The 26,536-nt window shown below is 46.8% G+C and carries 33 protein-coding genes; 1 reads left to right on the top strand and 32 read right to left on the bottom strand.

Going from position 1 to position 26,536, the window contains the following annotated elements:
• Positions 1 to 224: 224 nt before the first annotated feature.
• The 25 genes from secY to C6P39_RS13755 form a co-directional block, all read right to left on the bottom strand.
• A complete protein-coding gene (secY, locus tag C6P39_RS13880; protein WP_095172197.1) occupies positions 225 to 1,541 on the bottom strand; it encodes a preprotein translocase subunit SecY in 1,317 nt (438 codons plus the stop codon).
• Complete coding sequence (gene rplO, locus C6P39_RS13875; protein ID WP_018597912.1) at positions 1,541 to 1,981, bottom strand: 50S ribosomal protein L15; 441 nt, start codon at positions 1,979 to 1,981, stop codon at positions 1,541 to 1,543. The genes secY and rplO overlap by 1 nt, the downstream gene beginning before the upstream one ends.
• 23 nt (positions 1,982 to 2,004) lie before the next feature.
• Positions 2,005 to 2,187 carry a 50S ribosomal protein L30 gene (rpmD, locus tag C6P39_RS13870; RefSeq protein ID WP_095172198.1) on the bottom strand — a complete coding sequence of 61 codons (183 nt, stop codon included), beginning with the start codon at positions 2,185 to 2,187 and terminating at the stop codon, positions 2,005 to 2,007.
• A 12-nt stretch (positions 2,188 to 2,199) separates the two neighbouring features.
• Positions 2,200 to 2,709, bottom strand: coding sequence for a 30S ribosomal protein S5 (gene rpsE, locus C6P39_RS13865; RefSeq protein ID WP_065543182.1), 510 nt, complete (start codon positions 2,707 to 2,709; stop codon positions 2,200 to 2,202).
• 19 nt (positions 2,710 to 2,728) lie between these two features.
• Entirely contained in the window at positions 2,729 to 3,097 is a 369-nt protein-coding gene (gene rplR, locus C6P39_RS13860; protein ID WP_033143872.1) for a 50S ribosomal protein L18, read from the bottom strand.
• Between the two features lie 17 nt (positions 3,098 to 3,114).
• Complete coding sequence (gene rplF / locus C6P39_RS13855) at positions 3,115 to 3,654, bottom strand: 50S ribosomal protein L6 (RefSeq protein WP_018597908.1); 540 nt, start codon at positions 3,652 to 3,654, stop codon at positions 3,115 to 3,117.
• A gap of 223 nt (positions 3,655 to 3,877) precedes the next feature.
• Positions 3,878 to 4,279: a 30S ribosomal protein S8 gene (gene rpsH, locus C6P39_RS13850; RefSeq protein ID WP_104804162.1), complete on the bottom strand. Its 402-nt coding sequence runs from the start codon at positions 4,277 to 4,279 to the stop codon at positions 3,878 to 3,880.
• A gap of 90 nt (positions 4,280 to 4,369) precedes the next feature.
• The gene (locus tag C6P39_RS13845; RefSeq protein ID WP_018597906.1) at positions 4,370 to 4,555 is read right to left on the bottom strand and encodes a type Z 30S ribosomal protein S14; all 186 of its coding nucleotides are present in this window, start codon (positions 4,553 to 4,555) and stop codon (positions 4,370 to 4,372) included.
• 18 nt (positions 4,556 to 4,573) lie between these two features.
• A complete protein-coding gene (gene rplE, locus C6P39_RS13840) occupies positions 4,574 to 5,113 on the bottom strand; it encodes a 50S ribosomal protein L5 (protein ID WP_095172199.1) in 540 nt (179 codons plus the stop codon).
• A gap of 22 nt (positions 5,114 to 5,135) precedes the next feature.
• A complete protein-coding gene (gene rplX / locus C6P39_RS13835; RefSeq protein ID WP_018597904.1) occupies positions 5,136 to 5,447 on the bottom strand; it encodes a 50S ribosomal protein L24 in 312 nt (103 codons plus the stop codon).
• A gap of 11 nt (positions 5,448 to 5,458) precedes the next feature.
• Positions 5,459 to 5,827 (bottom strand): 50S ribosomal protein L14, encoded by a 369-nt coding sequence (gene rplN / locus C6P39_RS13830; protein ID WP_018597903.1) that lies wholly within the window; start codon positions 5,825 to 5,827, stop codon positions 5,459 to 5,461.
• A gap of 21 nt (positions 5,828 to 5,848) precedes the next feature.
• Positions 5,849 to 6,103, bottom strand: a complete 255-nt coding sequence (gene rpsQ, locus C6P39_RS13825) for a 30S ribosomal protein S17 (RefSeq protein ID WP_033143877.1) — start codon at positions 6,101 to 6,103, stop codon at positions 5,849 to 5,851.
• Between the two features lie 16 nt (positions 6,104 to 6,119).
• The gene (gene rpmC, locus C6P39_RS13820) at positions 6,120 to 6,332 is read right to left on the bottom strand and encodes a 50S ribosomal protein L29 (protein WP_033143878.1); all 213 of its coding nucleotides are present in this window, start codon (positions 6,330 to 6,332) and stop codon (positions 6,120 to 6,122) included.
• On the bottom strand, positions 6,322 to 6,759 hold the full coding sequence (rplP, locus tag C6P39_RS13815) for a 50S ribosomal protein L16 (RefSeq protein WP_018597900.1): 438 nt from the start codon (positions 6,757 to 6,759) through the stop codon (positions 6,322 to 6,324). Before rplP ends, rpmC begins: the two co-directional genes overlap by 11 nt.
• Positions 6,760 to 6,761: 2 nt before the next feature.
• Positions 6,762 to 7,418, bottom strand: coding sequence for a 30S ribosomal protein S3 (rpsC, locus tag C6P39_RS13810; protein ID WP_065543187.1), 657 nt, complete (start codon positions 7,416 to 7,418; stop codon positions 6,762 to 6,764).
• Positions 7,419 to 7,429: 11 nt separating this feature from the next.
• A complete protein-coding gene (rplV, locus tag C6P39_RS13805; RefSeq protein WP_018597898.1) occupies positions 7,430 to 7,816 on the bottom strand; it encodes a 50S ribosomal protein L22 in 387 nt (128 codons plus the stop codon).
• Positions 7,817 to 7,839: 23 nt separating this feature from the next.
• Positions 7,840 to 8,121: a 30S ribosomal protein S19 gene (gene rpsS, locus C6P39_RS13800; RefSeq protein WP_018597897.1), complete on the bottom strand. Its 282-nt coding sequence runs from the start codon at positions 8,119 to 8,121 to the stop codon at positions 7,840 to 7,842.
• A gap of 14 nt (positions 8,122 to 8,135) precedes the next feature.
• Positions 8,136 to 8,981 (bottom strand): 50S ribosomal protein L2, encoded by an 846-nt coding sequence (gene rplB, locus C6P39_RS13795; RefSeq protein WP_104804161.1) that lies wholly within the window; start codon positions 8,979 to 8,981, stop codon positions 8,136 to 8,138.
• Positions 8,982 to 9,112: 131 nt separating this feature from the next.
• Positions 9,113 to 9,412: a 50S ribosomal protein L23 gene (gene rplW / locus C6P39_RS13790; protein WP_033143882.1), complete on the bottom strand. Its 300-nt coding sequence runs from the start codon at positions 9,410 to 9,412 to the stop codon at positions 9,113 to 9,115.
• Positions 9,412 to 10,032: a 50S ribosomal protein L4 gene (gene rplD / locus C6P39_RS13785; RefSeq protein WP_095172200.1), complete on the bottom strand. Its 621-nt coding sequence runs from the start codon at positions 10,030 to 10,032 to the stop codon at positions 9,412 to 9,414. The genes rplW and rplD overlap by 1 nt, the downstream gene beginning before the upstream one ends.
• Before the next feature lie 29 nt (positions 10,033 to 10,061).
• Entirely contained in the window at positions 10,062 to 10,697 is a 636-nt protein-coding gene (gene rplC / locus C6P39_RS13780) for a 50S ribosomal protein L3 (protein ID WP_095172201.1), read from the bottom strand.
• A 139-nt stretch (positions 10,698 to 10,836) separates the two neighbouring features.
• Positions 10,837 to 11,154, bottom strand: coding sequence for a 30S ribosomal protein S10 (gene rpsJ / locus C6P39_RS13775; RefSeq protein WP_018597892.1), 318 nt, complete (start codon positions 11,152 to 11,154; stop codon positions 10,837 to 10,839).
• A 767-nt stretch (positions 11,155 to 11,921) separates the two neighbouring features.
• Positions 11,922 to 12,866: an L-lactate dehydrogenase gene (locus C6P39_RS13765; protein WP_104804159.1), complete on the bottom strand. Its 945-nt coding sequence runs from the start codon at positions 12,864 to 12,866 to the stop codon at positions 11,922 to 11,924.
• Between the two features lie 58 nt (positions 12,867 to 12,924).
• Entirely contained in the window at positions 12,925 to 13,302 is a 378-nt protein-coding gene (locus C6P39_RS13760) for a hypothetical protein (protein ID WP_104804158.1), read from the bottom strand.
• 551 nt (positions 13,303 to 13,853) lie between these two features.
• Positions 13,854 to 15,020 (bottom strand): sortase family protein, encoded by a 1,167-nt coding sequence (locus C6P39_RS13755; protein WP_104804157.1) that lies wholly within the window; start codon positions 15,018 to 15,020, stop codon positions 13,854 to 13,856.
• A gap of 2 nt (positions 15,021 to 15,022) precedes the next feature.
• On the opposite strand from C6P39_RS13755, the gene C6P39_RS28750 reads away from it, so the two are divergent.
• A complete protein-coding gene (locus C6P39_RS28750) occupies positions 15,023 to 15,133 on the top strand; it encodes a DUF6783 domain-containing protein (protein ID WP_369861327.1) in 111 nt (36 codons plus the stop codon).
• A 148-nt stretch (positions 15,134 to 15,281) separates the two neighbouring features.
• Here the strand turns inward: C6P39_RS28750 and C6P39_RS13750 are convergent, their stop codons facing one another.
• The 7 genes from C6P39_RS13750 to C6P39_RS13720 all read right to left on the bottom strand — a co-directional run bounded on the left by C6P39_RS13750 (position 15,282) and on the right by C6P39_RS13720 (position 26,529).
• Entirely contained in the window at positions 15,282 to 16,652 is a 1,371-nt protein-coding gene (locus C6P39_RS13750) for an aminopeptidase (protein ID WP_104804156.1), read from the bottom strand.
• Between the two features lie 612 nt (positions 16,653 to 17,264).
• The gene (locus C6P39_RS13745) at positions 17,265 to 20,408 is read right to left on the bottom strand and encodes an alpha-mannosidase (protein WP_104804155.1); all 3,144 of its coding nucleotides are present in this window, start codon (positions 20,406 to 20,408) and stop codon (positions 17,265 to 17,267) included.
• 24 nt (positions 20,409 to 20,432) lie between these two features.
• The gene (locus C6P39_RS13740) at positions 20,433 to 21,254 is read right to left on the bottom strand and encodes a carbohydrate ABC transporter permease (protein ID WP_095172208.1); all 822 of its coding nucleotides are present in this window, start codon (positions 21,252 to 21,254) and stop codon (positions 20,433 to 20,435) included.
• Between the two features lie 13 nt (positions 21,255 to 21,267).
• The gene (locus C6P39_RS13735) at positions 21,268 to 22,152 is read right to left on the bottom strand and encodes a carbohydrate ABC transporter permease (protein WP_095172209.1); all 885 of its coding nucleotides are present in this window, start codon (positions 22,150 to 22,152) and stop codon (positions 21,268 to 21,270) included.
• 102 nt (positions 22,153 to 22,254) lie between these two features.
• Complete coding sequence (locus tag C6P39_RS13730) at positions 22,255 to 23,652, bottom strand: extracellular solute-binding protein (protein WP_095172401.1); 1,398 nt, start codon at positions 23,650 to 23,652, stop codon at positions 22,255 to 22,257.
• Between the two features lie 106 nt (positions 23,653 to 23,758).
• On the bottom strand, positions 23,759 to 25,015 hold the full coding sequence (locus C6P39_RS13725) for an ABC transporter substrate-binding protein (RefSeq protein ID WP_104804154.1): 1,257 nt from the start codon (positions 25,013 to 25,015) through the stop codon (positions 23,759 to 23,761).
• The gene (locus C6P39_RS13720; RefSeq protein WP_095172211.1) at positions 25,012 to 26,529 is read right to left on the bottom strand and encodes a response regulator transcription factor; all 1,518 of its coding nucleotides are present in this window, start codon (positions 26,527 to 26,529) and stop codon (positions 25,012 to 25,014) included. Before C6P39_RS13720 ends, C6P39_RS13725 begins: the two co-directional genes overlap by 4 nt.
• Positions 26,530 to 26,536 lie beyond the last annotated feature (7 nt).

The raw sequence follows: 26,536 nt of genomic DNA, 5'->3' as shown, positions 1-26,536 counted from the left end.
GCGCTGCTAAATCTGTACCACAGGCAAGATCCCCGGCATTTCTCTAAAAGGCTGGAATTTTACTGCTTTAAAAACCAGTCTGTCATAAACAAGCCCGTATTACAATGCCCCTGCCGCTCTGCGGCATATGCCCATGAGACACTGTGCAGACCCCCCGAAGGGTGATGTCCTTATATAGCATTTTAGTGCACCCACAAAAGTGGGTACACTTAAATCATATATGCTTATTCACTTAAAAATCCCTTGTAGTTACGAACCAGCATACGGGACTCAACCTGCTTGATCGTCTCCAGGACAACGCCCACCACAATGATGATGGATGTACCGCCGAAGGAAACATTTGCACCGAACACACCATTAAAGAAGAATGGGATGACGGCTACAATTACCAGGCCTGTGGCACCGATGAAGATAATGTAACTTAAAATCTTCTCCAGATACTCCTGTGTCGGCTTACCGGGACGGATACCCGGAATAAAACCGCCCTGTTTTTTCATGTTATCCGCAACTTCCATCGGGTTGAAGGTGATGGACGTATAGAAATAAGCAAAGAAAATAACAAGAACGATATAAACTACCAGACCAACGGAATAAACCGGCTCCTCTGGCTTGAACCAGTTGCTTGAAGTCAGACCTTTTAAAATCTTGCTTCCGATTCCCGTACCGCCGCCCTTACCCAGGAAGCTTGCGATGACTACCGGGAAAGACATAAGGGAGGATGCAAAGATAATGGGGATAACGCCGGCAGTGTTTACCTTTAAAGGAATCGCACTGGACTGTCCGCCCATCATTTTTCTTCCTACCATCTTCTTGGAATACTGGACCGGAATCTTCCGCTCTCCACCGTTCAGGATAAGTACCAGTACCACTACCACTACAATGATGGCCATGATAATGATAGCTGCCAGACCGCCTCTGGCGATGGTTTTCCCTTTTACGAACTTCTCGAACAGGGATGCCAGATCGCTGGGAATTCTGGATACAATGTTGATCATCAGGACAATAGAGATACCGTTGCCCACACCTTTTTCAGTGATCTGCTCACCAATCCACATCAGCATTGCGGAACCGCCGGTTAACGTTACCACCGCAACTACAATACTGGTGAAATTCATCTCTGTCAGCCAGCCGCGGTTACCGAATCCGATTACCATAGCAACAGACTGGAACAGAGCCAGACCTACAGTCAGATAACGGGTGATGGCAGTCATTTTCTTCCTGCCCTCTTCTCCGTCACGCTGCATTTCTTCCAATTTCGGAATGGCAATTGTCAGAAGCTGAATGATGATAGATGATGTGATATATGGCGTAATACTCAACGCAAAGATAGACATCTGTTCAAATGAACCGCCTGTAAATGCATTGAAGAAATTGAACGCATCATTAGACTGGCTAGCAAACAGGTTCTTAAAAAAGTCCCTGTCTACGCCCGGAATTGGCAGCTGAGAGCCAATCCGGACAATAACCAGCATTAACAATACATAATAAATTCGACGTCTTACATCTTTTATTTTAAAAGCGTTCCTAAGAGTCTCAAGCATTAAATCACCTCGACTGTTCCACCTGCAGCTTCGATTTTAGTTTTAGCGGTTTCGCTTACAGCATTAACCTTTAAATTAATCTTCTTTGTGATCTCACCGTTTCCGAGAATCTTAACGCCGTCACCAAGACGGGAAATAGCTCCGGATGCCAGTAAAGCTGCCGGTGTTACTTCTGCTCCATCCTCGAATCTGTTTAACTCGCTGACATTGATCGCTACGATGTCTTTGGAGTTTCTGCATTTGAAGCCTCTCTTAGGAAGTCTTCTGTATAAAGGCATCTGACCGCCTTCAAATCCCGGTCTCTTAGCTCCGGAACGGGCTTTCTGTCCTTTATGGCCTTTACCTGCGGTCTTACCGTTTCCTGAACCGTGACCACGGCCTCTTCTGAAGTTGTCGCTCTGTCTGGAGCCTTCAGCTGGTTTTAAATTTGATAAATCCATGACTGCACCTCCTTCTTCAATGATTAGATCTCTTCTACTTTCACTAAGTGTCTTACCTGGCGAACCATACCGCGAACGGCTTCATTGTCAGGCATTTCCACTGTCTTGTTCAGTTTTCTTAAGCCTAAAGCTTCTACTGTTTTTCTGTTTTTCGGAACAGCACCGATTGTAGATTTCACCAGAGTGATTCTTAATTTATCTGCCATTTTTCAATCCTCCTACGCAAAAATCTCGTCAACAGATTTTCCACGAAGTTTTGCTACTTCTTCCGGAGTCTTTAACTGACTTAAACCTGCGATGGTAGCCAGAACTACGTTCTGTTTGTTACGGGAACCCATACATTTGGTACGGATGTTTTTGATGCCTGCAAGCTCGATCACCGCACGGGCCGGGCCGCCGGCGATAACACCGGTACCTTCCGGAGCTTTCTTCAGCAGCATCTCAGCACTTCCGAATTTTCCGATGAAGTCATGTGTGATACTTCCGTTTTCGTCTCTTGCTACTGTTACAAGTTTCTTCATAGCATCCTCTTTTCCCTTGCGGATCGCTTCGGGAATTTCAGTTGCCTTACCTAAACCAGCGCCTACGTGACCATTACCGTCACCTACAACAACTAAAGCTGTGAATCGGAAGTTACGACCACCTTTAACAACCTTTGTTACACGCTTGATTGACACTACTTTTTCTTCTAATTCTAACTGACTAGCATCAATGATAGAACGTTTCATGTGTTCATTTCCTCCCTTATTAGAATTCTAACCCAGCTTCACGTGCTGCGTCTGCTAATGCCTGAATTTTTCCGTGATATATAAAGCCGCCTCTGTCAAAGACAACCTCTTTGATGCCTGCTTCGATAGCTTTCTTACCGATCACAGTTCCTAAATATGCTGCAGCATCAACGTTATTGGTTTTTTCCAATTCTGCTTTTACCTCTTTCTGAGTGGTAGAAGCGGAAACCAGAGTTTTTCCAACGGTATCGTCAATAATTTGAGCATACATATGATTATTGCTGCGGAAAACTGCTAAACGTGGAGTTGTAGCGGTGCCGCTCAGATGATTACGTAATCTTCTATGTTTTTTTGCGCGAACTTTCGCTCTTGATACTTTACTAACCATTTTTACACTCTCCTTAATTATTTCTTACCAGTTTTACCAACTTTACGTCTGATAACTTCATCAGCATACTTAATACCTTTACCTTTGTATGGCTCCGGTCTTCTCTTATCTCTGATTTCAGCAGCGTACTGGCCAACTTTTTCTTTATCAATTCCTTTTACGACGATCTTATTGCCGTCTACAGAAGATTCCAGTCCTTCTGGATCTTCCATCTCTACCGGATGTGAATATCCTAAGGAGAGAACCAGTTTTTTACCCTGTTTTGCAGCTTTATAACCTACACCGTTAACCTCCAGAGTTTTTTCATATCCCTGGCTTACACCGATCACCATGTTCTGGATCAGTGTTCTTGTTAAACCGTGTAAAGATTTCATTTTCTTTAAATCGTTTGGTCTTGTAACAACTACCTGACCATCCTCTAATTTGATTGACATCTCTGTTGGTAACGCTTTTTCAAGTGTTCCTTTTGCGCCTTTTACGGTCACAAAATTGTTCTCAGCAATTTTAACTTCTACGCCTGCCGGAACAGCTACTGGCTGTCTTCCAATACGTGACATACCTGTTGTCCTCCTTACTTAAATTTTCGGAAAGGCCTATTATGGTTCCTTTCTGTTTTCAGTATCTCTATCTACACAGTATCCCCGTTCCGTAAAGAAGGGGTATGTTCGCTCATCTAAACTCATCTGTCGCCTGCGGCTCGGATTCGTTAAGGTTCGCGAACGGCTTCGCACTAAGTTCAGTTTTCACCTGACGGCTCGACTTCACTAAGCTGCTTTCAGCCTACCATACGAATGCTAATACCTCGCCGCCAACGTGCAGCTTTCTTGCTTCTCTATCTGTGATAACACCCTGGTTTGTGGACAGGATCGCAATACCCAGTCCGCCCAGAACTCTCGGAATCTCCTGGTTGCCTGCGTATACACGTAAGCCCGGTTTGGAAATCCTTTTCAGACCTGTGATGATTTTTTCGCTCTTGTCCGCACCGTATTTTAAGGTGATACGGATTGTTTTGAATGCGCCGTCTTCCAGAACGTCGTATTTTGCAATATATCCCTCTTTAACCAGGATATCTGCAATAGCAAGTTTCATTTTAGATGCCGGAACATCTACTGTATCATGTTTTGCAGTATTAGCGTTACGGATTCTTGTAAGCATATCTGCAATTGGATCACTCATTGTCATTAGAGTTTCCTCCTTCTATTCTTTATCCCATATCCGCAATGGCGGATGAACTGATTAGATTCACTGCGCACAAAATAATGTGCGGGCTTTTTACCAGGATGCTTTCTTAACTCCCGGAATCTGGCCTTTGTATGCTAATTCACGGAAGCAGATTCTGCAGATTCCGTATTTTCTTAAGTAAGCATGTGGACGGCCACAAATTCTGCAACGATTATATTCTCTTGAAGAGAATTTCTGTTTGCGCTGCTGTTTTAATTTCATTGCTGTTTTAGCCATGAATTTTCCCTCCTATAATTACTTTGCAAATGGCATGTTAAATAATGTCAATAATTCGCGGGCTTCTTCGTCTGTCTTAGCAGTTGTAACGAAAATGATGTCCATACCTCTTACTTTATCGACTTTATCGTATTCCACTTCAGGGAAAATTAACTGCTCTTTGATACCGAGTGCATAGTTGCCTCTTCCATCGAATGCGTTAGGGTTAACGCCGCGGAAGTCACGTACTCGGGGCAGTGCTAAGTTGATAAGGCGATCAGCAAATTCATACATTTTTTCGCCTCTTAAGGTTACTTTACAACCGATCGGCATGCCTTCACGGAGTTTGAAGTTAGCAATGGAGTTTTTCGCTTTCGTTGTTACAGCTTTCTGACCTGTGACTAATTCCATGTCAGCAACAGCTGCATCTAACAGTTTTGCGTTTTCCTTTGCTTCGCCTACACCCATATTCACAACGATTTTGTCGAGTTTCGGCACTTCCATGATATTTTTATAACCAAACTTTTTGATCATACCATCTACGATCTCATTTTTGTATACTTCTCTCAGTCTGCTCACTTTAAAATGGCCTCCTCTCTTATTAATCGATTACTTTGCCTGTAGCTTTGGCGAAACGCACTTTCTTGTCGCCTTCCATCTTGAAGCCGACTCTGGTAGCTTTGCCTTCATGTACTAACATAACGTTAGATACATCCAGCCATGCTTCCTTCTCTACAATACCGCCCTGCTGATTAGCCATGGAAGGTTTTGTGTGCTTTGTTACCATATTTGCGCCTTCAACCAGAACAGCACCTTTTTTCGGATTAACAGAGATTACTTTTCCTTCTTTGTCTTTATCTTTACCGGCGATCACTTTAACAGTATCACCTTTTTTAATCTTAAATGTTGACATCAGGTTACCTCCTATAATACTTCGGGAGCTAAGGAAACAATTTTCATGAACTGTTTCTCACGAAGCTCTCTGGCTACTGGTCCAAAAATACGGGTTCCTCTCGGAGTCTTATCATCCTTGATGATGACTGCAGCGTTCTCATCGAATTTGATGTAGGAACCGTCTTTACGACGAGCGCCTTTTCTAGTACGAACAACAACGGCTTTCACAACATCACCTTTTTTAACAACACCACCTGGTGTTGCATCTTTAACAGTAGCAACGATTATATCACCGATGTTAGCATATCTTCTCGTAGAACCACCCATAACACGGATGCAGAGGATTTCTTTTGCACCTGTATTGTCAGCGACTCTAAGTCTACTTTCCTGTTGAATCATGCTTGGATTCCTCCTTACGAATTATTTGGCTCTTTCAACTACTTCAACAAGTCTCCATCTCTTGTCTTTTGACAGAGGTCTTGTTTCCATAACTTTTACAGTGTCACCGATATTGCATGTGTTTTCTTCATCATGCGCTTTTAATTTATATGTTCTCTTCACAATTTTTTTGTAAAGAGGATGTTTAACGTGATCTTCGATAGCTACAACGATGGTTTTGTCCATCTTATTACTTGTAACTTTACCAACACGTGTTTTTCTAAGATTTCTTTCCACGGTTATGCCTCCCTTATTACTCTGCTGCTTTTGCCTTGTTCTGGGCAATCAGTGTCTGAATTCTGGCAATATTTTTACGAACCTCTTTGATTCTGCTTGTATTGTCCAATTGATTGGTTGCATTCTGAAATCTCAAATTGAAGAGTTCCTTTTTAGCAGCTACTAATTCTTCCTGTAATTCTGCAGCTGATTTTGTTTTTAAATCTTCTACATAATTTTTAATTTTCACTGTTATCACCGCCTTCTAAGTCTGCACGAGAAACGATTTTACATTTACATGGTAACTTGTGCATAGCAAGACGCAGCGCTTCGCGTGCTGTCTCTTCTGGCACACCTGCGATTTCAAACATTACTCTGCCTGGCTTTACAACTGCTACCCAGTATTCTAAGGCACCTTTACCGGAACCCATACGTGTTTCTGCTGGTTTTGCTGTTACTGGTTTATCCGGGAAAATCTTGATCCAAACTTTACCACCACGTTTGATGTAACGGGTCATAGCAACACGGGCTGCCTCGATCTGGTTGGATTTGATCCAGCACGGCTCAGTTGATACTAAACCGTACTCACCATAGTTGATCTTATTTCCTCTTAATGCTTTTCCTTTCATGGATCCGCGGAATTGTTTACGACGTTTAACTCTTTTAGGCATTAACATAATTATTTATCGCTCCCTTCCTTAGTTCCTTTAGTTGGAAGTACTTCGCCATTGTAGATCCATGCCTTAACGCCAACTTTGCCGTAGGTGGTATCTGCTTCAGCGAAACCGTAATCGATATCTGCTCTAAGTGTCTGCAGCGGAATATTTCCCTCGCTGTAGAATTCTGTACGTGCCATATCTGCACCGCCAAGACGTCCTGATACAGCAGTCTTGATTCCTTTTGCTCCGGCTCTCATGGTTCTCTGCATTGTAGATTTCATGGCGCGGCGGAAGGAAATACGGTTCTCTAACTGTAATGCGATGTTTTCAGCTACTAACTGAGCATCTTTGTCCGGTCTTTTTACTTCTTTGATATCAACGATCAGTTTTTTGTTTGTGTAGTTCTGTAATTCAGCTTTCACTTTTTCGATCTCTGAACCGCCTTTACCGATAACAACGCCCGGTTTTGCAGTATAGATGATCACTTTTACTCTGTCAGATGCTCTCTCGATCTCGATCTTAGAAACACCTGCGCTATATAATTTCTTTTTCAGGAATGTCCTGATATTATAATCTTCCACTAAGTTATCAGCGAAGTCGCCTTCAGCGTACCATTTGGAATCCCAATCTTTGATAACGCCGACTCTCAGTCCATGTGGGTTAACTTTCTGTCCCATGATTGTCCTCCTTATCTCTCATCCAACACAACGGTAACATGGCAGTTTCTCTTTTCGATCCTGTAAGCTCTGCCCTGTGCTCTCGGTTTGATTCTCTTCATAGTCGGAGCTTTGTTTGCGTAGCACTCTGCGATATAAAGGTTTTCCGGGTTCATACCATTGTTGTTTTCAGCATTTGCGATTGCTGATTCCAGTAATTTTTTGATCACGCTTGAAGCGTATCTTGGGTTATATGTCAGGATACCAAGAGCAGTCTGAACGTCTTTCCCACGGATCACATCCAGTACATAGCATGCTTTCTGTACGGACATTCTAGCGTAGGATATCTTCGCAGACGGTCTTGTATCTTTATTAGCATTTCTTGCTCTTTTAATCTGACTTCTATGTCCTTTAGCCATGATAAAAGCCTCCTTCTAAAATATTAACGAACACCTGATTTTTTCTCGTCTTTGCCATGTCCTCTGTAGGTTCTGGTAGCAACGAACTCACCGAGTTTGTGTCCTACCATATCCTCTGTTACATATACCGGCACATGTTTTCTTCCGTCATGGACAGCGAATGTGTGTCCTACGAAGGACGGGAAGATTGTTGAACGACGTGACCAGGTTTTGATAACTGTTTTATTTCCAGCCGCATTCAGAGCGTCTACTTTTTTCAGTAAGCTTTCATCTGCGAACGGTCCTTTTTTTAATGAACGAGCCATTTAGCCTTACCTCCTTATTTCGCTAATGTTTTACCATCTCTTCTTCTTACGATATACTTGTTAGACTGTTTGTTTTTCTTTCTTGTCTTCAAGCCAAGAGCCGGTTTGCCCCATGGTGTACACGGACCCGGACGGCCGATACCGGTCTTACCTTCACCACCACCGTGCGGATGGTCATTCGGGTTCATAACAGAACCACGAACTGTAGGTCTGATACCCATGTGACGTTTACGTCCTGCTTTACCAATATTGATAAGGCTGTGCTCGCCGTTACCTACTACGCCGATAGAAGCGCGGCAGTTAATCGGAACCATTCTCATTTCACCTGACGGCAGACGAAGGGTTGCGTATTTGCCTTCTTTTGCCATTAACTGTGCACCGTTTCCAGCGGAACGAACTAACTGGCCGCCTTTGCCCGGGTACAGCTCAATGTTGTGGATCATAGTACCAACCGGGATCTCTGACAGAGGCAGGCAGTTGCCTACACGAACCTCGGCGTTTGCGCCGTTCTGAATCTTCATGCCAACCTTTAATCCTTCCGGAGCAAGGATGTATGCTTTTTCACCGTCTGTATATGCGATCAGCGCAATGTTTGCAGTTCTGTTCGGATCGTACTCGATTGTTTTTACTGTTGCCGGAACATCATCTTTTCTTCTCTTGAAGTCGATGATCCTGTATTTTCTTCTGCTTCCGCCGCCGCGGTGCCTAACTGTAATTTTACCTTGGTTATTACGTCCAGCGTTTTTATTTAAGGACACTACCAGAGACTTCTCAGGTGTTGCAGTAGTGATCTCAGAGAAATCAGAACCTGTCATGTGTCTTCTGGAAGGTGTATATGGACTATAGGATTTAATTCCCATTTCTGTCTCTCCTTTCATTCTCCACGCCGCAAGCGTTGTGTTCACAACGCATCCTGGCGTTTTCATGCCGGCAGTCAAATATCGGATTAATTTTTCTTGACTGCGCTTAGTTACTATTGGTTAAGGGCTGATTAAAGTCCCTCGAAGATTTCGATATCTTTGCTGTCCTCAGTTAAAGTAACAACAGCTTTTTTGGTCTTTGCTGTTTTGCCGAAGGTCATTCCGCGTCTTTTTGTCTTGCCATCTAAATTCATGGTGTTGACGGTTTTCACTTTTGCTCCCTCGAACATTTTCTCAACAGCTTCTTTGATCATGGTCTTATTTGCTTCCGGATGAACTAAGAAAGTATATTTCTTCTCGCCCATAGCAGCCATGCTCTTCTCGGTAATAACCGGTTTCAGGATTACATCATAATACTGTACGTTTGCCATTATGCGTATACCTCCTCAATTGAAGCTACAGCAGATTTTGTCAGGATCACCGTATTGTATTTCAGAACATCATATACATTAATGGTGTTCGGTAATGCTGTGATCACATCCGGGATGTTTCTTGCGGATAATACTACATTCTGATCATTGTCAGCCAGCACTACCATTGCTTTGGAAACATTCAGGTTCTTTAAAACTGCCTGCATTGCCTTGGTTTTTACTTCATCTAATTTCAGGTCATCAAGAACGATGAGCTTGTTCTCCTGTACTCTGCTTGTCAGAGCGGACTTAAGAGCAAGTCTTCTTTCTTTCTTGTTCATTTTGATCTCATAATCTCTTGGAACCGGAGCGAATACAACACCGCCGCCTGTCCACTGCGGAGATCTTGTTGAACCCTGTCTTGCATGACCGGTTCCTTTCTGTCTCCACGGTTTTCTTCCGCCGCCGCTTACTTCAGAACGGGTTTTTGCCTTCTGAGTTCCCTGACGTTTATTTGCAAGCTGACGAACAACAGCCAGGTGCACTAAATGGTCGTTGATCTCAACGCCAAACACTGCATCGTTTAATTCCATTGTTCCAACTTCTTTGCCTTCCATATTATAAACAGATACGTTTGCCATCTGTGTGGTCCTCCTTTCCCAGAAAAACTTTATTTCACGGTTTTAACAGATTCTTTAATTGTCACTAAGGATTTCTTCGGTCCCGGAACGCTGCCTTTTACTAAGAGCAGGTTGTTGTCAGTATCAACTTTAACAACTTCCAGGTTCTGAACTGTTACTTTTACATGTCCCATCTGGCCTGGCATCTTTTTGCCTTTGAATACCTTGCTCGGATCAGATGCTGCACCGTTGGAACCTGCATGACGATGGAATTTGGAACCGTGAGCCATAGGTCCTCTGGACTGTCCGTGTCTCTTGATCGCGCCCTGGAATCCTTTACCTTTGCTGATCGCAGTAGCGTCAATCTTATCGCCTGCTTCAAAAACATCGCATTTGATCTCCTGGCCCAGTGCCATTTCTTCTGCACTGTCTAATTTGAATTCTCTTACAAATCTCTTGCAGGAAACACCAGCTTTGTCAAAGTGTCCTTTCAGTGGTTTGTTGACAAGGCTTTCTCTCTTGTCTGCGAAACCAACCTGTACTGCACTGTAGCCGTCGTTATCCTGTGTCTTAACCTGTGTTACTACACAAGGACCAGCCTGCAGCACTGTTACGGGAGTTAAAACTCCGTCTTCATTGAAGATTTGAGTCATTCCGACTTTGGTAGCTAAAATCGCTTTCTTCATTTTTTCTTTACCTCCTGTGAATCTACAGCGGATTACACTGCGTTGTGCAATCATCCTAGACAGACAGTCAATATAGACTATATATCAACCTTGTAAGGATAATCTCATCTCTTACCGGGAAGCCCCCGTTAAGTAAGACTTATTTCTGTTTCATTTTGATATCAATGTAAACACCGGCCGGCATCTCTAAACGAGACAGGGCATCAACTGTTTTCTGAGTTGGTGTGATGATATCAATGAGTCTCTTATGAGTTCTCTGCTCGAACTGCTCTCTGGAGTCTTTGTATTTGTGTACCGCACGCAGGATAGTTACTACTTCCTTCTTAGTGGGAAGCGGCACCGGTCCGCTAACAGTTGCTCCATTCTTCTTTACAGTCTCGATGATCTTGCTTGCGGAAGCATCTACCAACTGATGATCGTAAGCTTTTAATGTGATTCTCATTACCTGACTTGCCATAAAAAAAGTCTCCTCCTTTTCGCACTTATAAGTAGTACGACAAGCGGCGACTGTACACATTCCCGTGTGTGTCATCTAACGTTTCACACACTCCCACATTCCCGTGGTAAGTCTTCAAGATTTTGTACAGTGACTTGTCGTCAGTTTCCTAACTTGACATTCGCTCCACGGAAAACCTGCCATTTCGGCAGCAACCTCACGCTTCACAGCTATCAATGTCACAGCACTAGTTAGTATACAGGATGTTTTTCCAGAATGCAAGGTATTTTTTTCTTTTTTTGAAAAAAGTTTGCATTTTTTCCCGTACACGGTTTTTTTCTCCTATAAATACCGGAATCAGCGGCACATTTCCGCTTTTTTGGAAAATGTGCCGCCATATTGCTGTCTGTCTTTACCGATATCTCTTACTTTTCCGCCACTCCTGACGTTCTGGCCGCCTCTGCCACGGCTGCGGCAACTGCTTTTGCCACCCTGCTGTCAAAAGGATTGGGGGATAATATAATCAGGATTCAGATCCTTCCTGGCAAGGTCAGGCATGATTTCCGGCACCGGATTCGCCATGGGAAAGAGGATGGGGTAATTCCTTAATAGGAAAGTTCTCTGTCCTCTGCGATCTTCAGGCAGGGCTCTGCCACCCCGGGAGTCTAGGCAATTGATAAATCCTCCGGTGTCTCCAGCTTTGCCCTGCTCACCACTTCGATCTTTCCGTGCCATTCCTCATGCTGCCGCAGTGCCTGTTCTTTCTTATCCATTTCCCCGCCTCGCTTCTATCCGATCACCTGCTCCGTAAATTCTCTCAGAATACCTACGGATTTATCCATGTCTGTCTTCTCTTTCTCGTTCATGGGAATACGCAGCGTCTGCTCGATCCCTTCCCATCCAATCCTGCACGGAAGAGAAACAGCCACTCCACACCACGCATCAAAGCTCTCATCCAGTACATGGGCAACCGGAAGTATGGCATCATCATCCTTCATAATAGTCTCCACAATGTTGGAAACCGCCATGGCGATCCCATAGAAAGTGGCACCCTTCAGCTTGATCACCTCCGCACCGCCGTCCTTTGTCCTGCGGGCGATCTCCTCCTCATCCAATGTGATGCCAACCTGCTGTGCATAATCATAAAGCGGAAATCCGCCAATATTGGCAGAACTGAAGATTGGCACCTGGCTGTCACCATGTTCTCCCAAAATATAGGCATTGATATCCTCAACATTAACATGCAGCTTCTCACTTAAAATATGGCGGAACCGTGCCGTATCCAGGGACGTACCGCTGCCGATCACCCGCCCGGAGGGAAGCCCCGACTCTTTATACACTGCCGCGGTTGTCACATCCGCAGGATTAGACACTACCAGGATCAGCGGATTCTTGGCATATTTCATAATATTCTGCGTAATACTCTTTACAATTGAAACATTTGTCTTTGCAAGGTCCAGCCGTGTCTGCCCCGGCTTCCTGGCAATTCCCGCTGTGATAATAATGATCTTCGCATCAGCGCACTCCTCATATCCGCCCTTTCTGACCCAAACCTGCTTAAAAAAGCTGGTTCCATGGGCAATATCAAGAGCCGCCCCCTGTGCCCGTTCCTCATTCAAGTCCACCAGCACGATATCATTTGCCTGCACACGCACCATCAAAGTATACGCAATAGCCTCACCTACATTACCTGCACCTATCACTACAATTTTGTCTCTATGGGATTCTTTCATCTTATTCTCCTGTCTGAAATGTTATATTCAGTATATGTTTTTATGTTCTCCTAAAATTTCAGACAGACAACGGAGGCCCCCGCCTCTTCCAAAGGGCATATCTCCTCTCACAGCCATCCGCAGCTTCCCTGCAGACACTTTCCCTCTTAAAGTACAGCCCAAAAGCCGCACACACTGCAGACACAGGAAGCCCCCAGGACAACAACGATACCTTTCTTTTTTCCTGCCTGTGAAGGCTGTCCCGGGAAGATTCTTTCGTAATACAGTCATTTTTATAATGAAAAACCTGATGTTCAACAGAAACCCCAGTCTTCTCCTCCAGTGGATCCCACCGCACTTCCTGCTCTGCATATGTCCCCAGAATCCCAGAAAGGACCACAGCCAGAATCAGAAGCAGTTTCAGAACGGTACCTGTCTTCTTTTTTATTCTTTTCACCTATGTGCTTTCTCCGCTACCATATTTTCAAAATACAGTTCCATCATAATACAGACCCTTGATTTTTTCAACACTTTATTCGGACAGAGCGTACAAAAGATTTGTTGAAAACGGACAAAAGAAAACGGGAACGGACCAGAGGAGGTGAAGACCCGCTCCCGCCCTCTTCCTATCCTACACTGTCCCACAATATTTCGTTGAAACAAACACCTTCCGTTCCAGATACAGTGACAATGAGTAAATAGCGAAATATCTTTTTTCTCCAAATAAAATGGCGAGATCCTATCCTTACCTACCGGAGCGAAAACCAGGGATGGAGGGGGAGGCTGCAGTTCTCTTTTGGCAGACATTGCGATAGTGAGCCTGAAAATCCAGCCCTTACGGAGACTTAGGCGCGAAGTCTTTACTGAGCGTCTTAGTCGCAGTTAGGGCTTAGTTGAAGGGGAACGAAGCTGGCTGCCAAAAGAGAACTGCAGCCTCCCCCTCCATCCCGTCCGCATCGAAAAAAAAGGAACAACGCCCAAACGAACGTCATCCCTTTTCAATCTAGTCTATATCAATTTAGAATAATCCAGAAGTGTCACCTCATTATCCTTATCCTCGATCACTTCCGGCGTCTCCCCCGCTGCCTCTGCCTTAGAAAGCAGTTCAGTCACAGACGGGGCAGGAAGTACGGCTTCCTTATCCACTACAGGCACCTCCTCAGGTTCAGGTTCAATCTCCTCTTCCTGCTGTACCTCTTCTTCGGCAGCCGTTTCTTCCTGCGGCTGCATAGCTTCCTCATCTGCTGTCTCCAAAGCAGCGCTGTCATCAGATACCGTTTCCATTTCAGAAGCCTCCGAAACTCCCGCTTCTTCCGCCTCATCCATGTTCAGAAGGATTTCCGCAGTCTCCTGGGGCACTACAGTTTCCTGTACCTCCTCAGGTGCTTCAATCTCTCCACTCTGTACCTTTGCAATACTCTCTGCAATAGATGCCATGGCATCTTTCATAGCGCTGTCATATTCATCAGGCTGCTTTTCCGGTATGGGAGCAGCTTTCAAAATGGGAGCTTCCTCCTCCTCTTCTGTCTCTTCCTCATCCAGAAGACCCTTCTTTTCAAGTTTTCTGCGGCGCTTCTCCTCTTTTTTGAGGCGCTTACGCTCCTTGCGGCTCAGCTTTTCTTCTTCGTCATCATCCTCGTCTTCCTCGCTGTCATCCTCATCCGAAGTGTCTTCATCCTCTTCGTCGTCATCATCATCTGCTTCATCCTTACGCCATAACTCGGCCAGGATAAAGAGAATGATCAGAAAGATCACACCAAGACCTACTACGATCAGCCCTTCTTTGCTCTGCAGGGCAATGGCCGCATATGCAATGTAGGGAACTACCACAACGACTTTCACCGCATTATTGATCAGCTGGACAGTCTCCTCTTTGGCATTCTTGTCGTACACGCTTTTTACTTTGTACGAACCGGCGGAGGAATCCATATCCGTAACTTTATAGACATATGCCTTATTGTTGCTGGTATAAATAATCTTATCGCCCTTTTTCAGATTTGCGGCTTCTATCTCTCTTCCGTAGGCAACAGAACCCACCGGAAGATTTGTCTCCTTACTGCTGTTGTCATTCATTACTGTGTTGACCCCTGCAAAGGGAGGAACGAGCAGGGCGGCTGCCACAAGTATTGCGCAGATCACAACCAGATTCACAATAAATTTCAAAAACTTAGACATGTGTGTATTCCTCATTTCGTAATCTCGTGCTAGAGTGTGATATACAGCTTGCCGAAAGCAATTTTCAAACACACTCTGATTTTTTGCTGAAGTCCATGCATATTTTATATTAACATTTTCCGGCTGAGATGTACATAGGAAATCGCAAAAATTTTAACCCGGTCAAGCAGGTCACTGTTCACTCCATGACCGGTAACCCGGACAGGATCAAGTCTCAGGGTCCCCTGCGCCCAAGCACAGAATCCCGGGTCCGCCCGCATTTCAGCAGTTTCTGAGGAATGCCAAATATCCCTGATAGGCCTCATAGATATCCACTTTGCTGGCTATTTCCCAGGGGGAATGCATATTCAGCACAGGCACGCCGCAGTCAATGACTTCCATATTATAGTTGGCCAGAATGTAGGCAATCGTTCCGCCGCCCCCTGCATCTACCTTACCCAGCTCTGCTGTCTGGAACGATACGTTGTTCTCATCCATAATATGGCGGAGCTGTGCTATATACTCGGGATTGGCATCGTTGGAACCGCTTTTTCCCCTGGAACCGGTATATTTATTGAAGGTAATCCCATGTCCAAGATAGGCTGAATTCTTCTTCTCCATTACCTCCGGGTAATTCGGGTCAAAGGCTGCGCTCACATCTGAGGACAGCATCCTGGAATTCCTCAGCGCCCTGCGGACCAGCAGTTCGCTGTACTGCCCGCAGGCGTTCATGACCTCTGCCACTGTGTTCTCAAAGAAACGTGACTGCATCCCGGTTGCACCTACACTGCCAATCTCCTCTTTATCCACCAGCAGGCATACAGAGGTATACTTCACCTTCTCTGCAGCCGCAATCGCCTCAAAGGAGGGATAGGCGCACCCCCTGTCATCATGCCCGTATGCCATAAGCATACTGCGGTCCAGGCCAAAGTCTCTTGCTGCCCCCGCAGGGACCACTTCCAGTTCGGCAGAGATAAAATCCTCCTCCTCCACCTGATACTTCTCCTTTAATATAGAAAGGATCTGTGCCTTTACCGCCTCAGTCTCCACCCCTTTAAGCGGAATACTGCCCACAAGTACATTCAGGCTCTCCCCTTCAATGACTTCCCTGGCATTCTTCTCCATCTGTTTTCCGGAAAGATGCACCAGCAGGTCTGAGATTCCCACAACCGGGTCCTCTGCATCTTCACCGATGACTATGGGGAGCACAGTACCGTCCTTTTTTACCACCACACCGTGCAGTGCCATGGGCAGTGTCACCCACTGGTATTTCTTCACGCCGCCATAGTAATGTGTGTCAAGGAGGGCCTGCTCTGCCTCCTCATAGAGGGGATTCTGTTTCAGGTCAAGCCTGGGGGAATCTACATGGGCTCCCAGGATGCGCATCCCTTTCTCCATGGGTTCTTCCCCGATCACAAAAAGAGCCAGGGCTTTTCCCATATTGTCAGCATATACCTTATCGCCGGCCTTCAGTTCTGTCCCGGCCTCCACAATATCGTCAAGATTTTTAAATCCTGCATTCCTGGCTTTCCGGACCATCCAGGCAACACATTCACGCTCTGTCTTGCAGTCAGATATAAATTTCCTGTAATCCTCACAGAAAGCGAAGATCTCACTTTTGTCCTCATATTTCTTCCAAGCATTTTCTGTCAATTGATTAACCACCTTTCCATACAGGCAACACAGCTGTTTCGTACCTTCACGGATACCGTGTCTCTGCCTTTCTCTTATTAAAGATTACTACACAAAGACCGGAAATGCAAGATTGTTTCGCTTCACAGGCAGTATAGGAATGTTCACAGGTTACCGTACGCAGGCCACTGTACCGGGAGGCGTTTTCATGCTGAAAGCATGAAAATCCCGAGGCAGCCTGCGCAATATGGGGCAGAATGCTCCATATCTGTGCATCGCGAAGCGTGTTACTGGTCACGGAGTGTACAGTAACTGTTCACGGTTACTGTACACAGGCCACTGTACCGGGAGGCGTTTTCATGCCGGAAGCATGAAATTCCCGAGGCAGCCTGCGCGATATGGGGCAGCGGGAGGCGTTTTCATGCCGGAAGCACGAAATTCCCGAGGCAGCCTGCGCGATATGGGGCAGAATGCTCCATATCTGTGCATCGCGAAGCGTGTTGCCGGTCACGGAGTGAACCGTAACGTTCATAGAGAAACAAACAGTATCAGGCCGGGAATCCGGCATGGCACCTGAAGAGGCGCTGTCTGCCAAAATCCCGGCCTGACTGTTTTTCTTCTTATTATAATAGCTTAAAATTTAAGTTTCAGGGTCTTGATCTCAAAGGGCCTCATCCGGAAGGACACTTTTCTTCCCTCAGGTCTCAGTTCCTCCATATCAGCTTCCAGCATATCACATTCGCAGACGGTCTTAATGTCCTCCGCAAATGTCAGGGTAACATCTGTCCTTCTGTTAAAGCATTCATAGAGTCTGACAATTACCGCATCCTCTTCCTCGGCCTTTTTCACAACCTCCACAACCACATTCTCCTGGCTGCAGGTGACAAAGGAGTAGGTATCCGGCAGAGTGCCGCCCTCATTCCCCTTCACAGATGCCTCCAGAGGATTGTTCAGCAGATATGCCTGTTCCACAGTTCCCGCTTCTTTCCAGCTTCCCCTGTGGGGATAGATGGAATAGGTAAAGCTATGGTGCTCTTTATCCGCATCAGGATTTGGATAGACGGCAGATTTCAGCATGGAGATACCGATCACACCGTCCCGAACACTGCAGCCGTACTTGCAGTCATTTAAAACACTGACTCCATAGCCATCCTCCGATACATCCATCCACTTGTGCACGCATACCTCAAATTTCGCAAAATCCCATGAGGTATTGGCATGGGTGGGGCGCTTCACATTACCGTACTGGATCTCAAAAGATGCCTCACCGGTGTGAATGTCCACCGGAAACAGAGCCTTCACAAAAATCTGATGCTCTTTCCAGTCAATTTCATTCTTAATATCAATGCGGGCCGTATTTTGGTAAATACAGATATACTGGCTGATAACGGAATCCAGATAATTCCTGGTAACCTTCAGGCAGCCACGCACCGGACCGCACTCTTCTACCTGAATCTCTGCCACATCATCAATCTCCCAGGATTTTTCCGTATAATAATTGTTCAGATCCCAGGCATCATAGTTGTGGGGCCTGTCCTCATAACTCATAAGTACATTGGCTGCCTGGCCTTCGGGCAGAAGCTCACGGGCTGCCTTCTTGTCATATATGCTGATGAACTGTCCCTTTTCATTCAGGTCAATAGAGATAAATCCATTCTCCATATGGTTTTTTGTCACCCGGATCTCGGCTTCGCATTTCTCCTCATTGTCTTCCAGCAGGAAGGTCCGGTATCCCTTTGAGGGAACAGCCTTTGCGGTAAATATACAGGTACCGTCATCCTTTTTCTGTACAGGAAGGATCTCCTCCCCGGCCTTCACTGCAGGGTGCAGGAGGTCCTCCGGGCACCGGAAACACACCACATCCTCAGCCTCCATGCTGTTCGGGTTGTAAACCACAACGGAATGTTTCGGCGCGTCGATCTGTTCTGCCAGGCTGCCCAGCCTCCTGTCCGTATAGGCCCTGTTTGCACAGAGGATCGCCTCGTATTCCTCCTTGGAGTCATCGTAAACCTCTTTGATGGATGACCCGGGCAGAATATCGTGGAACTGGTTCCTCAGGATCACTTCCCAGCCCTCATGTATCTCTTGGTCAGGATAGGATTCTTTAAGAAGCCGTTCTCCCAGGATGCCGTACAGCTCCATGTTCTGGTAAGCAAATTCGGACTTTCGATTGTACTTTTTATTTCTGGCCATGGAGGTATAGGTTCCTCTGTGGTACTCCAGATAGAGTTCTCCCACCCAGGAAGGCAGATATTTCTTTCCTCTCACGTTCTCATCCAGCACATGGAAGAACTCCCGGGAAGTGCTCATGACCGTTTTGGGGCAGCCAGGGATCCCCTTTGCCAGACGCCTCTGGTTTTCCAGCATGTCTTTTGTGGGACCGCCGCCGCCATCCCCGTATCCAAAGCTGCACAGGACTTCATCGTTCAGATACTTTTGGCTGTAGCGCTTCCATGCGCCCTTCATCTGGGACGGGTTGATATATCCGTTATAAGTGGTAAAATGTTCTGTCTCGAAACCGCCCTCCACTGCCCCTTTGTTGTAATCCCTGGTGGGCACAAAATGAGTCAGTATCCTGGTGCCGTCAATGCCTTCCCACTCAAACGTGTCGCAGGGCATTTTGTTAAATTCATTCCAGCTTATCTTTGTTGTCATGAAATAGCGGATACCGCATTTTTCCATGATCTGCGGCAGGGCTGCAGAGTAGCCGAACACATCCGGCAGCCACAGGATCTCATTGTCTTTCCCGAACTCGTCCCTGAAAAAACGTTTCCCGTGCACAAACTGGCGGACCAAAGCCTCACCGGAGGCAATATTACAGTCAGCCTCCACGAACATGCCGCCCTCCACTTCCCAGCGGCCTTCCTTCACACGTTCCTTGATCTCCTCATATACTTCCGGTGCATTTTTCTTTACATATTTGTAGAGCTGCGGCTGGCTGGACATGAAGATGTACTCCGGATACCTGCGCATAAGCTCCAGAACAGTGGAAAAGCTCCTCACAGCCTTATCCTCCGTGACCTTCAAAGTCCACAGCCAGGCACAGTCTATATGAGTATGGCCCACGCAGTAAATATAAGCGTCACTGTCCCCGCAGTGTTTTTCATAGAATTCCCGGGTAATATACTCCTGTGCTTTATCCAGGCTTTGATAGTATTCCTTTGACCCCTCTTTCCTGAGATCCAGCAGGTTCAGGGATTCATTCAGGCAGCCCAGGATGGTCAGGTATGCCTTGTCATCCTCAGGGAGAAGCCTTGCCACCTCAAAGGGAACCGATAGATCATAAAAATATTTCTCTGTCTTTCTGTCCAGCACCTTGATGGCGGAGCAGAGCCTGAGGGCAAAGTTCTGGTCCCCTGTGAAGGCTGACAGGATTATGCGGTACTCCCGGCCTGCGCAGGCTTTTTCCGTAAGGATGATCTCCCTGTGATTCACGTCCAGCCCCTGGATCCTCTTTCCGTCTACAAACACAGAAAACTGCGGGTTGGTAGCATCCCACTCCCCTTCTCTGCCGGTCATCAGCTCATAGACCACGCACTCCCCGTCAAAATCCGCAGGAATCGTAACCTTTGTCTCAAACCAGTAATACTCCCTGTGACCGCCCCAAAGCTGCTCTCTTGTCAGCATGTCCCAGCCGGCGGTATCCAGATTCTCTAAATCGGTGAACCTCTTTTCCGTCTTCGTCATCCTGTAGTCCTGGATCTGAAAGGACCTGGGATAAATCTGCTCCTGCAGGTATTCCAGCAGTTTGCCGATCCGTTCTCTCATTAACACCATGTAAAAATTCCTCCCGTTTTCACGTTATCCTTTTGCTGCACCTGCCATGGTAAATCCTTTTGACATATAGTTCTGTGAGAGAATATACAGAAGGATGGAAGGCAGTGCATAAATCGCGGAGTATGCGGCAAGAGGGCCGTACTGGATGGTTCCGTGCTGTCCGAAAAACTGGTACAGCATTACCGATGCCGGCATCTTCTCCGGTGAACTTAACAATATGTAGGGAATAAAGAAGTTCCCCCAGCTTCCGGAAAAGGTATAGATAAATACCACACAGATTCCCGGAAACATAAGCGGCGCCACGATCTTACGGATGGATTTCATGGTTGTGGCGCCATCCACCCAGGCAGCTTCCTCCAGTTCCACGGGCACTCCGTCCATAAAGTTCTTCATGAGCCAGATTCCATAGGGCAGGGATGATGCGGACAGAAACAGCACCAGTCCCGGAATGCTGTCCAGCAGCCCCACACTGAGAAAGATCTTATATACAGGTACCGTGACGGCGATCATCGGAAGCGCTGTCATAAACAGAATAACATACATGAAACCTTTTTTGTAGCTTAAATGATATCTGGATAAAGGATAAGCGGCAAGCCCTGAGATCAGTACCACGATCAGGGACTGGGCAAAGGAGATCACAAGCCCCACGCCAAAGCCTCTCAGGTTATCCGAGTTTGTCAGTACGTCACTGTAGTTGCTGAAGGTCCACTGTGTGGGCCACTTTAATGCCTCACCCGCATTTGTATCCAGAGATGCGATCACCACCCACAGAAGGGGAAGGATAAACACGATTCCCACGATCACCAGGAATACACAATGCAGGCTCTTTACCATTTTTTCACTCATTAGACTCCCTCCCTTACTGGTCCTTCAAAATTCTTGTATAGATCACACTGCACACAGCGCCTACGATCAATATCAGCATACCGATGGCGGTGCCGTATCCTAACTGCAGCCCTTTCAATCCCTGATTATACATGAATATAGGAAGAGTTGTGGTTGAGGAACCCGGCCCTCCTCCTGTCATAGCATAGATCAGACCGAAAACACCCAGTGTGGACAGCGTGTTCAGCATGGTATTGGTTGCAATGGTGTCCTTGATGCAGGGCACAATAATACGGATAAGTGTCTGGAAACGATTGGCACCGTCCACCCTGGCAGCCTCCTCAATATCCCCTGACACGTTGTCAAGAGCTGACTGGAAGTTCAGCATGGAAAACGCAGTTCCGTGCCATACGTTGGCGATCACCACGGTCATCATAGGATGCTTGAACAGCCAGGAAACTGCCGGAATATGTACAGCCCCCAGAATCATGTTCATGGTTCCATTGTCCTTAAAAAATGCCATACAGCACAGGGCAACCACAATCTCCGGCATAACCCATCCCGCCAGGATACAGGGTCCCACAAAGCTTCGCAGACCCTTGGGTTTTCCTTTCATGAAATAGGCGATCAAAAATCCCAGGACACTCTGCCCCAAAAGGCTGCCCACCAAAAAGAGCAGTGTGTTTTTGATACTGGTCATGGTACTGGGGTCTGTGAGCATTCTCTTATAATTTTCAAAACCGATAAATTCCACATTCTTGGCATTGGCACCGCTCAGGGCCAGATTGGTAAAGGAATAATATACGGTCAGTACGATCGGTATGATAAAAAAGCATAAAAGCAGCAGCACTGCCGGAAGCAGCAGGATAGATTTTTTGGCCTCATCTTTTATGACAGCCGCACGGCTTGGTCTTGCCATAAAGCACCCTCCCTTCAATCGTGAAAAAATATGGGCGGCGGCACTTTACGGTGCCAAAACCGCCCAGTTGCTGATCATGCCGGATTTTCTCCGGACAGCCTTTTATTTCTCAGTTACATTGTCATCCCCCACAGCACGTGCCACATCGGTAGCGTACTGTGTCATGGCATCTTCCGGAGACGTGCCGGATACCACGGATTCCACCATAGTCTGAATGCTGGTGGTGACAGTGGAGTATTTATCATTCTGCGGTCTGAAATCAGCGCTCTCCAGGAACTCTGTGGCAATCTGTTTGAAGGGCTGTGCGGAATAGGTTTCATCGGTGGCTACATCCTGTCTGGTGGCAATATTTCCCTGTGCAATGACAGCGTCTGTGTAAACCTCAGGGTCCATAAGATGTTTGATGAACTCAAAAGTCTCATCTTTGGCATCTGCATTCTCCGGAATGGATAATGCCCAGCCCCCTGCAAGGGTAATGGTTCCCGGGTCCTGTCCCTCAGAGGTAGGCATAGCTGCGAATCCCAGCACGTCCTTCGCCTCCGGCCACGGTGCTGCGCCTGTATCTGCCCAGTTTCCGGTCACCCAGCTTCCGTCAAGAGAGATAGCCAGTTTGCCTTCCGGCAGGTATTCTCTGGCGGATGTGTTGGAAGCCTGTCCGTTTAATACAAGGGAGAGGTCAGGTCCGTATCCGTTGGTGTAGATATCCTGCAGGAAATTCAGGGAATCCAGGATACCCTGGCTCTTTACGATCCATTTCCCGTCATCATCCAAAAGTCTCTCTCCGGTTCCGTAGAGCAGCATTTCGTATGTCTGCATGGAAGTTGCCTCACCGGTTGCCACACCGGAGTTACACCAGAACGGCACTACATCCGGGCATTTTTCCTTCACAGCCTTGCAGGCGTCCAGAATGTCATTCCAGCTTTTCGGCTCCCAGTCCTGTCCTTCACTGATCACGCCGGCCTGTGCCAGAATGTCCCTGTTGTACCACAGGCCCCTTGTATCTGTACAGTACGGAATGCCGTATACAGAGCCGTCTGAGCCGGTCACGCCTTTTTTCATGGATTCATAGTAGGATGTGTTCCAGTCCTCATAATCCTTCACATAATCATCTAATTTTGTCAGATAGCCTGCGCTCACATCATTGGGAAGCTGGAAAGTATCCTCACAAACCAGGTCCGGGCATGTCTTTTTATCCGCAAGCTGGAGAGCCACCTTTGTGAAATAATCGCCCTCCTGCGCTACGATTGGGGCAATATTCAGTTCCACCGTATCTTTTTTGTCCCAGGTGTCATATCCGTCCTGTATCCATTTCCAGAGCGCACCGTCCTCGCCCTGACCGTCATCCCTGAAACAGAAGGTAATGGTTTTCTTTCCGCTGTCCGCTTCCTTTTTGCCGCCGCCGTCCGCCTGGGCTTCTTTGTCATTTCCTCCTCCGCAGGCTGTCAGCCCCGCAACCATTACAGCTGCCAGAAACAGGCCCATCACTTTTTTCATCTTCATACTCGTTCTCTCCTTTTCGGTGTTATTTGATGAAATAAGAATATCATTTTTTCCCGGTTGGGTATATTCCACATATTTAAAAAAGGGGGGCATTTTTGACCACCCCTTAACGTTTTTTTATAATAATGAGTTTTACCGCATTCTGAAGTTCTTCCGATGTATCTTCTGGCTTGGTCCCTCTGACCTCCAGCAGGTTATAGAGGCTCTCTGATACCTGCTGGGCGATCTCAAACCAGGAATTATTGGTCTCGGCACACCATCCCTCATTAATGTAACGGTTGAGAAACCCGGTGCCTTCATCCGGACCTATGCGTTTTGACTGGTAGGGCACTGCTGCTTTTACGGGCAGGGTGTCCATGGCGTTGCAGATCCTTTCCTGGATATCATCCTGGTAAAGGTAGGTGAGAAAACGATAGGCTTCCCGGTCCGCATACTCTGTCACTCCGATGTTCTCCCCTGACAGCATCAGGGATTCCCTTACATCCCCGGGCAGCGGTATGATGCCTGCTGAAAATTCCATTCTGGAGCTGCGCAGAATGGTGGAGGCACTGAGCCTGTTTGCCATCATCAGCACTTTTCCCTCGGCAAAAGAGCGGGCTACATCCGCTTCCGTAAGGTTAATGGTCTGCTTTCCTATGTACCGGCTCCTTTTCAGTTCCTCCAGTATATGGGCTGCCTTAACCCCGCCCTCCTGGTCCATGGTATTAAGGCTCCCCCCGCAGGCGTACAGCAGTGCCCTGTAAAAGGCGTAAATCTCCTCCGGCCGCTTTGCCGCGAATCCAAACTTGTCCCCAACGCTGTCCTGCAGGGCACTGCAGGTATCTAAAAGCCCGTCCCAGTCTTCCGGAGCGGACAGGCCTTTCTCCGTAAAGACATCCCGGTTGTAAAACAGTACATAAGGATCGCAGGTAAAGGGAATCCCATAATATTTTCCGTCATCCATGGTTGTATTCCACAGCTTCTGGAAGTTCATGCTGTCCTGACAATGCTCCTCCACATACGCTGAGATATCCGCAAACACCCCCATGTCGATCAGGGCAGGCATCATCCCGTTGTCACAGATGATCAAATCCGCGGTTTTTCCGTTATCCATACGGAGGCAGATCTCTTTTTTAAAATTCTCCTTCGGGATGAACTCCATATGCACCTCAGCACATCCGGAGCGTTTTGAGTAATACTCTGCCACCTCATTTAGGATCTGCTGATGCAGCTTCGTCTCATAGGCACAGAGCACATAGATCTGTTTTTTCTGCTCTTCCTCTATTTCCTGTACTTCCTTTCCCTCCTCCCCCTGCCAAAAGAGGAGCGCCGCTGCAAGGCCCACGCACAGAAAAAAGGCGGCAAAACACCATTTCTTTTTCATTTCGCATTCTCCCTTTTGTATTCAGAAGGTGTGACCCCGCAAAGCTTCTTAAATACCTTCACAAAATATTTCTGGTCATGGAATCCCACCATCTCCGCCACCTCATATACCTTATAATTTCCCGAGAGCAGCAGACGCTTGGCTGTGCTGACCCGGAAATTCTGCAGAAAGGAGGTAAAATTCACCCCGGTCTCCCTGCAGAAAATACGGCTTAAATATTCCGGCGTGACACAACACCCCTCAGCAGCCTCAGACAAGGTGATATCTCTCTGATAATTGCTGCGGATAAAATCGATCACATTCAGTATCATGCCGTTTTCTGTAATATCAAGGGTCTCCCTGCTGCTGGCAACCGCATTCATGATCTTTTCAAACTGATACCTCACCTCTCTTTTTGAAGTGCTTCTGGCTATATTTTCCATGATATACGAGGTATCCTCCCCCGCTTCCAGACTGCCCCTGGTCTCCCCTGCCACCCGAAGGATCCCCGCCGCAAACCTAAGGACATATTCCCGGATACAGGCAGGCCTTCCCTCACTGTCTATGACGGTTTTGGCAAACTGTTCCCCGATCATGCGCACTTTTTCATAGCGCCCGCTGCGTATTTCCCTGTAAATGCTCTGTTCCAGATAATCCGGGTATTCCAGTTCTTTGTATGTAACGGAATCCACAAGTTCCCGGCTCAGAATGGTTTCCTCCGGCAGGGAAAATGCGTACTGCATCATATCCTTAAGCTCTGCCAGCCTTTCGTTCAGCCCGGCAAATCCGTAAAGTATCCCGTAACTGCAGTGGCATTCCGTGATCTGGCAGAGAGAGTGGTAAATTCTGGTCTTGAAGATCTTGAACAGGTTTTTATTTCTCTCCGTGTCGGTGAGCATCACTAAAAACCCCTGCTGTCTGGGCAGAGACATGACGTAATAATTTTCCATGCACAGAGAATCCAGCAGTTCTGTGGTGTGCTTCTGCAGCTCGCTTCCCGTCTCATTGGCAAGACTGCACGGATAGATCAGGAAAAGAGAGATCTGCGTCCTGTCATCCACCTGCAGGGTCTCTCTGAGGATAGGATCTGTCTGCTGCCTGTCCATATCCGTACCTGTGAAGTACGTCCACAGAAGCTGTTCCGCAGATACTTTCTCCACCTTGTTTTTCTTAATGTTTCCCTCTGCCCTCTGCAGCACCTCCAGAAATCCTTCCACCTCCAGAGGCTTCAGCACATACTCCACCACCTGGAGTTTTAGCGCCCTTCTTGCATACTCAAATTCAGAATACCCTGTAAGAAGAATGGCCTGGACATTTATTCCCTCCTCCAGGATCTTTTCCAGCATTTCCAGGCCGCCCATGACCGGCATCTTGATGTCAGAGATGACCAGATCCGGCCTGTATTTTTTCACGGCCTCAAGCCCTTCTTTTCCGTTTCCGCAGACTGCTGCCACCTCATACTCTGTATTCCTGGCGAGTATATTTAAGATTCCTTCTCTGGATTTCGGTTCATCCTCTACTACTATTATCTTCATATTGTAT

This window comes from Blautia marasmi (assembly GCF_900258535.1).
In the GTDB taxonomy this organism is placed as follows: Bacteria; Bacillota; Clostridia; order Lachnospirales; family Lachnospiraceae; genus Blautia; species Blautia hominis.
The sequence above is the reverse complement of the archived record's forward strand: the minus strand, read 5'-3'. Positions and strand labels throughout refer to the sequence as shown.

What these genes read in the sequence shown, in the direction of transcription:
- secY (WP_095172197.1), bottom strand. Translation starts at nt 1,541, where the DNA reads ATGCTTGAGACTCTTAGGAACGCTTTTAAAATAAAAGATGTAAGACGT.
- rplO (WP_018597912.1), bottom strand. Translation starts at nt 1,981, where the DNA reads ATGGATTTATCAAATTTAAAACCAGCTGAAGGCTCCAGACAGAGCGAC.
- rpmD (WP_095172198.1), bottom strand. Translation starts at nt 2,187, where the DNA reads ATGGCAGATAAATTAAGAATCACTCTGGTGAAATCTACAATCGGTGCT.
- rpsE (WP_065543182.1), bottom strand. Translation starts at nt 2,709, where the DNA reads ATGAAACGTTCTATCATTGATGCTAGTCAGTTAGAATTAGAAGAAAAA.
- rplR (WP_033143872.1), bottom strand. Translation starts at nt 3,097, where the DNA reads ATGGTTAGTAAAGTATCAAGAGCGAAAGTTCGCGCAAAAAAACATAGA.
- rplF (WP_018597908.1), bottom strand. Translation starts at nt 3,654, where the DNA reads ATGTCACGTATTGGAAGACAGCCAGTAGCTGTTCCGGCAGGCGTAGAA.
- rpsH (WP_104804162.1), bottom strand. Translation starts at nt 4,279, where the DNA reads ATGACAATGAGTGATCCAATTGCAGATATGCTTACAAGAATCCGTAAC.
- C6P39_RS13845 (WP_018597906.1), bottom strand. Translation starts at nt 4,555, where the DNA reads ATGGCTAAAACAGCAATGAAATTAAAACAGCAGCGCAAACAGAAATTC.
- rplX (WP_018597904.1), bottom strand. Translation starts at nt 5,447, where the DNA reads ATGTCAACATTTAAGATTAAAAAAGGTGATACTGTTAAAGTGATCGCC.
- rplN (WP_018597903.1), bottom strand. Translation starts at nt 5,827, where the DNA reads ATGATTCAACAGGAAAGTAGACTTAGAGTCGCTGACAATACAGGTGCA.
- rplP (WP_018597900.1), bottom strand. Translation starts at nt 6,759, where the DNA reads ATGTTAATGCCTAAAAGAGTTAAACGTCGTAAACAATTCCGCGGATCC.
- rpsC (WP_065543187.1), bottom strand. Translation starts at nt 7,418, where the DNA reads ATGGGACAGAAAGTTAACCCACATGGACTGAGAGTCGGCGTTATCAAA.
- rplV (WP_018597898.1), bottom strand. Translation starts at nt 7,816, where the DNA reads ATGGCTAAAGGACATAGAAGTCAGATTAAAAGAGCAAGAAATGCTAAT.
- rpsS (WP_018597897.1), bottom strand. Translation starts at nt 8,121, where the DNA reads ATGGCTCGTTCATTAAAAAAAGGACCGTTCGCAGATGAAAGCTTACTG.
- rplB (WP_104804161.1), bottom strand. Translation starts at nt 8,981, where the DNA reads ATGGGAATTAAATCCTATAGTCCATATACACCTTCCAGAAGACACATG.
- rplW (WP_033143882.1), bottom strand. Translation starts at nt 9,412, where the DNA reads ATGGCAAACGTACAGTATTATGATGTAATCCTGAAACCGGTTATTACC.
- rplD (WP_095172200.1), bottom strand. Translation starts at nt 10,032, where the DNA reads ATGGCAAACGTATCTGTTTATAATATGGAAGGCAAAGAAGTTGGAACA.
- rplC (WP_095172201.1), bottom strand. Translation starts at nt 10,697, where the DNA reads ATGAAGAAAGCGATTTTAGCTACCAAAGTCGGAATGACTCAAATCTTC.
- rpsJ (WP_018597892.1), bottom strand. Translation starts at nt 11,154, where the DNA reads ATGGCAAGTCAGGTAATGAGAATCACATTAAAAGCTTACGATCATCAG.
- C6P39_RS13765 (WP_104804159.1), bottom strand. Translation starts at nt 12,866, where the DNA reads ATGAAAGAATCCCATAGAGACAAAATTGTAGTGATAGGTGCAGGTAAT.
- C6P39_RS13755 (WP_104804157.1), bottom strand. Translation starts at nt 15,020, where the DNA reads ATGTCTAAGTTTTTGAAATTTATTGTGAATCTGGTTGTGATCTGCGCA.
- C6P39_RS13745 (WP_104804155.1), bottom strand. Translation starts at nt 20,408, where the DNA reads ATGGTGTTAATGAGAGAACGGATCGGCAAACTGCTGGAATACCTGCAG.
- C6P39_RS13740 (WP_095172208.1), bottom strand. Translation starts at nt 21,254, where the DNA reads ATGAGTGAAAAAATGGTAAAGAGCCTGCATTGTGTATTCCTGGTGATC.
- C6P39_RS13735 (WP_095172209.1), bottom strand. Translation starts at nt 22,152, where the DNA reads ATGGCAAGACCAAGCCGTGCGGCTGTCATAAAAGATGAGGCCAAAAAA.
- C6P39_RS13730 (WP_095172401.1), bottom strand. Translation starts at nt 23,652, where the DNA reads ATGAAGATGAAAAAAGTGATGGGCCTGTTTCTGGCAGCTGTAATGGTT.
- C6P39_RS13725 (WP_104804154.1), bottom strand. Translation starts at nt 25,015, where the DNA reads ATGAAAAAGAAATGGTGTTTTGCCGCCTTTTTTCTGTGCGTGGGCCTT.
- C6P39_RS13720 (WP_095172211.1), bottom strand. Translation starts at nt 26,529, where the DNA reads ATGAAGATAATAGTAGTAGAGGATGAACCGAAATCCAGAGAAGGAATC.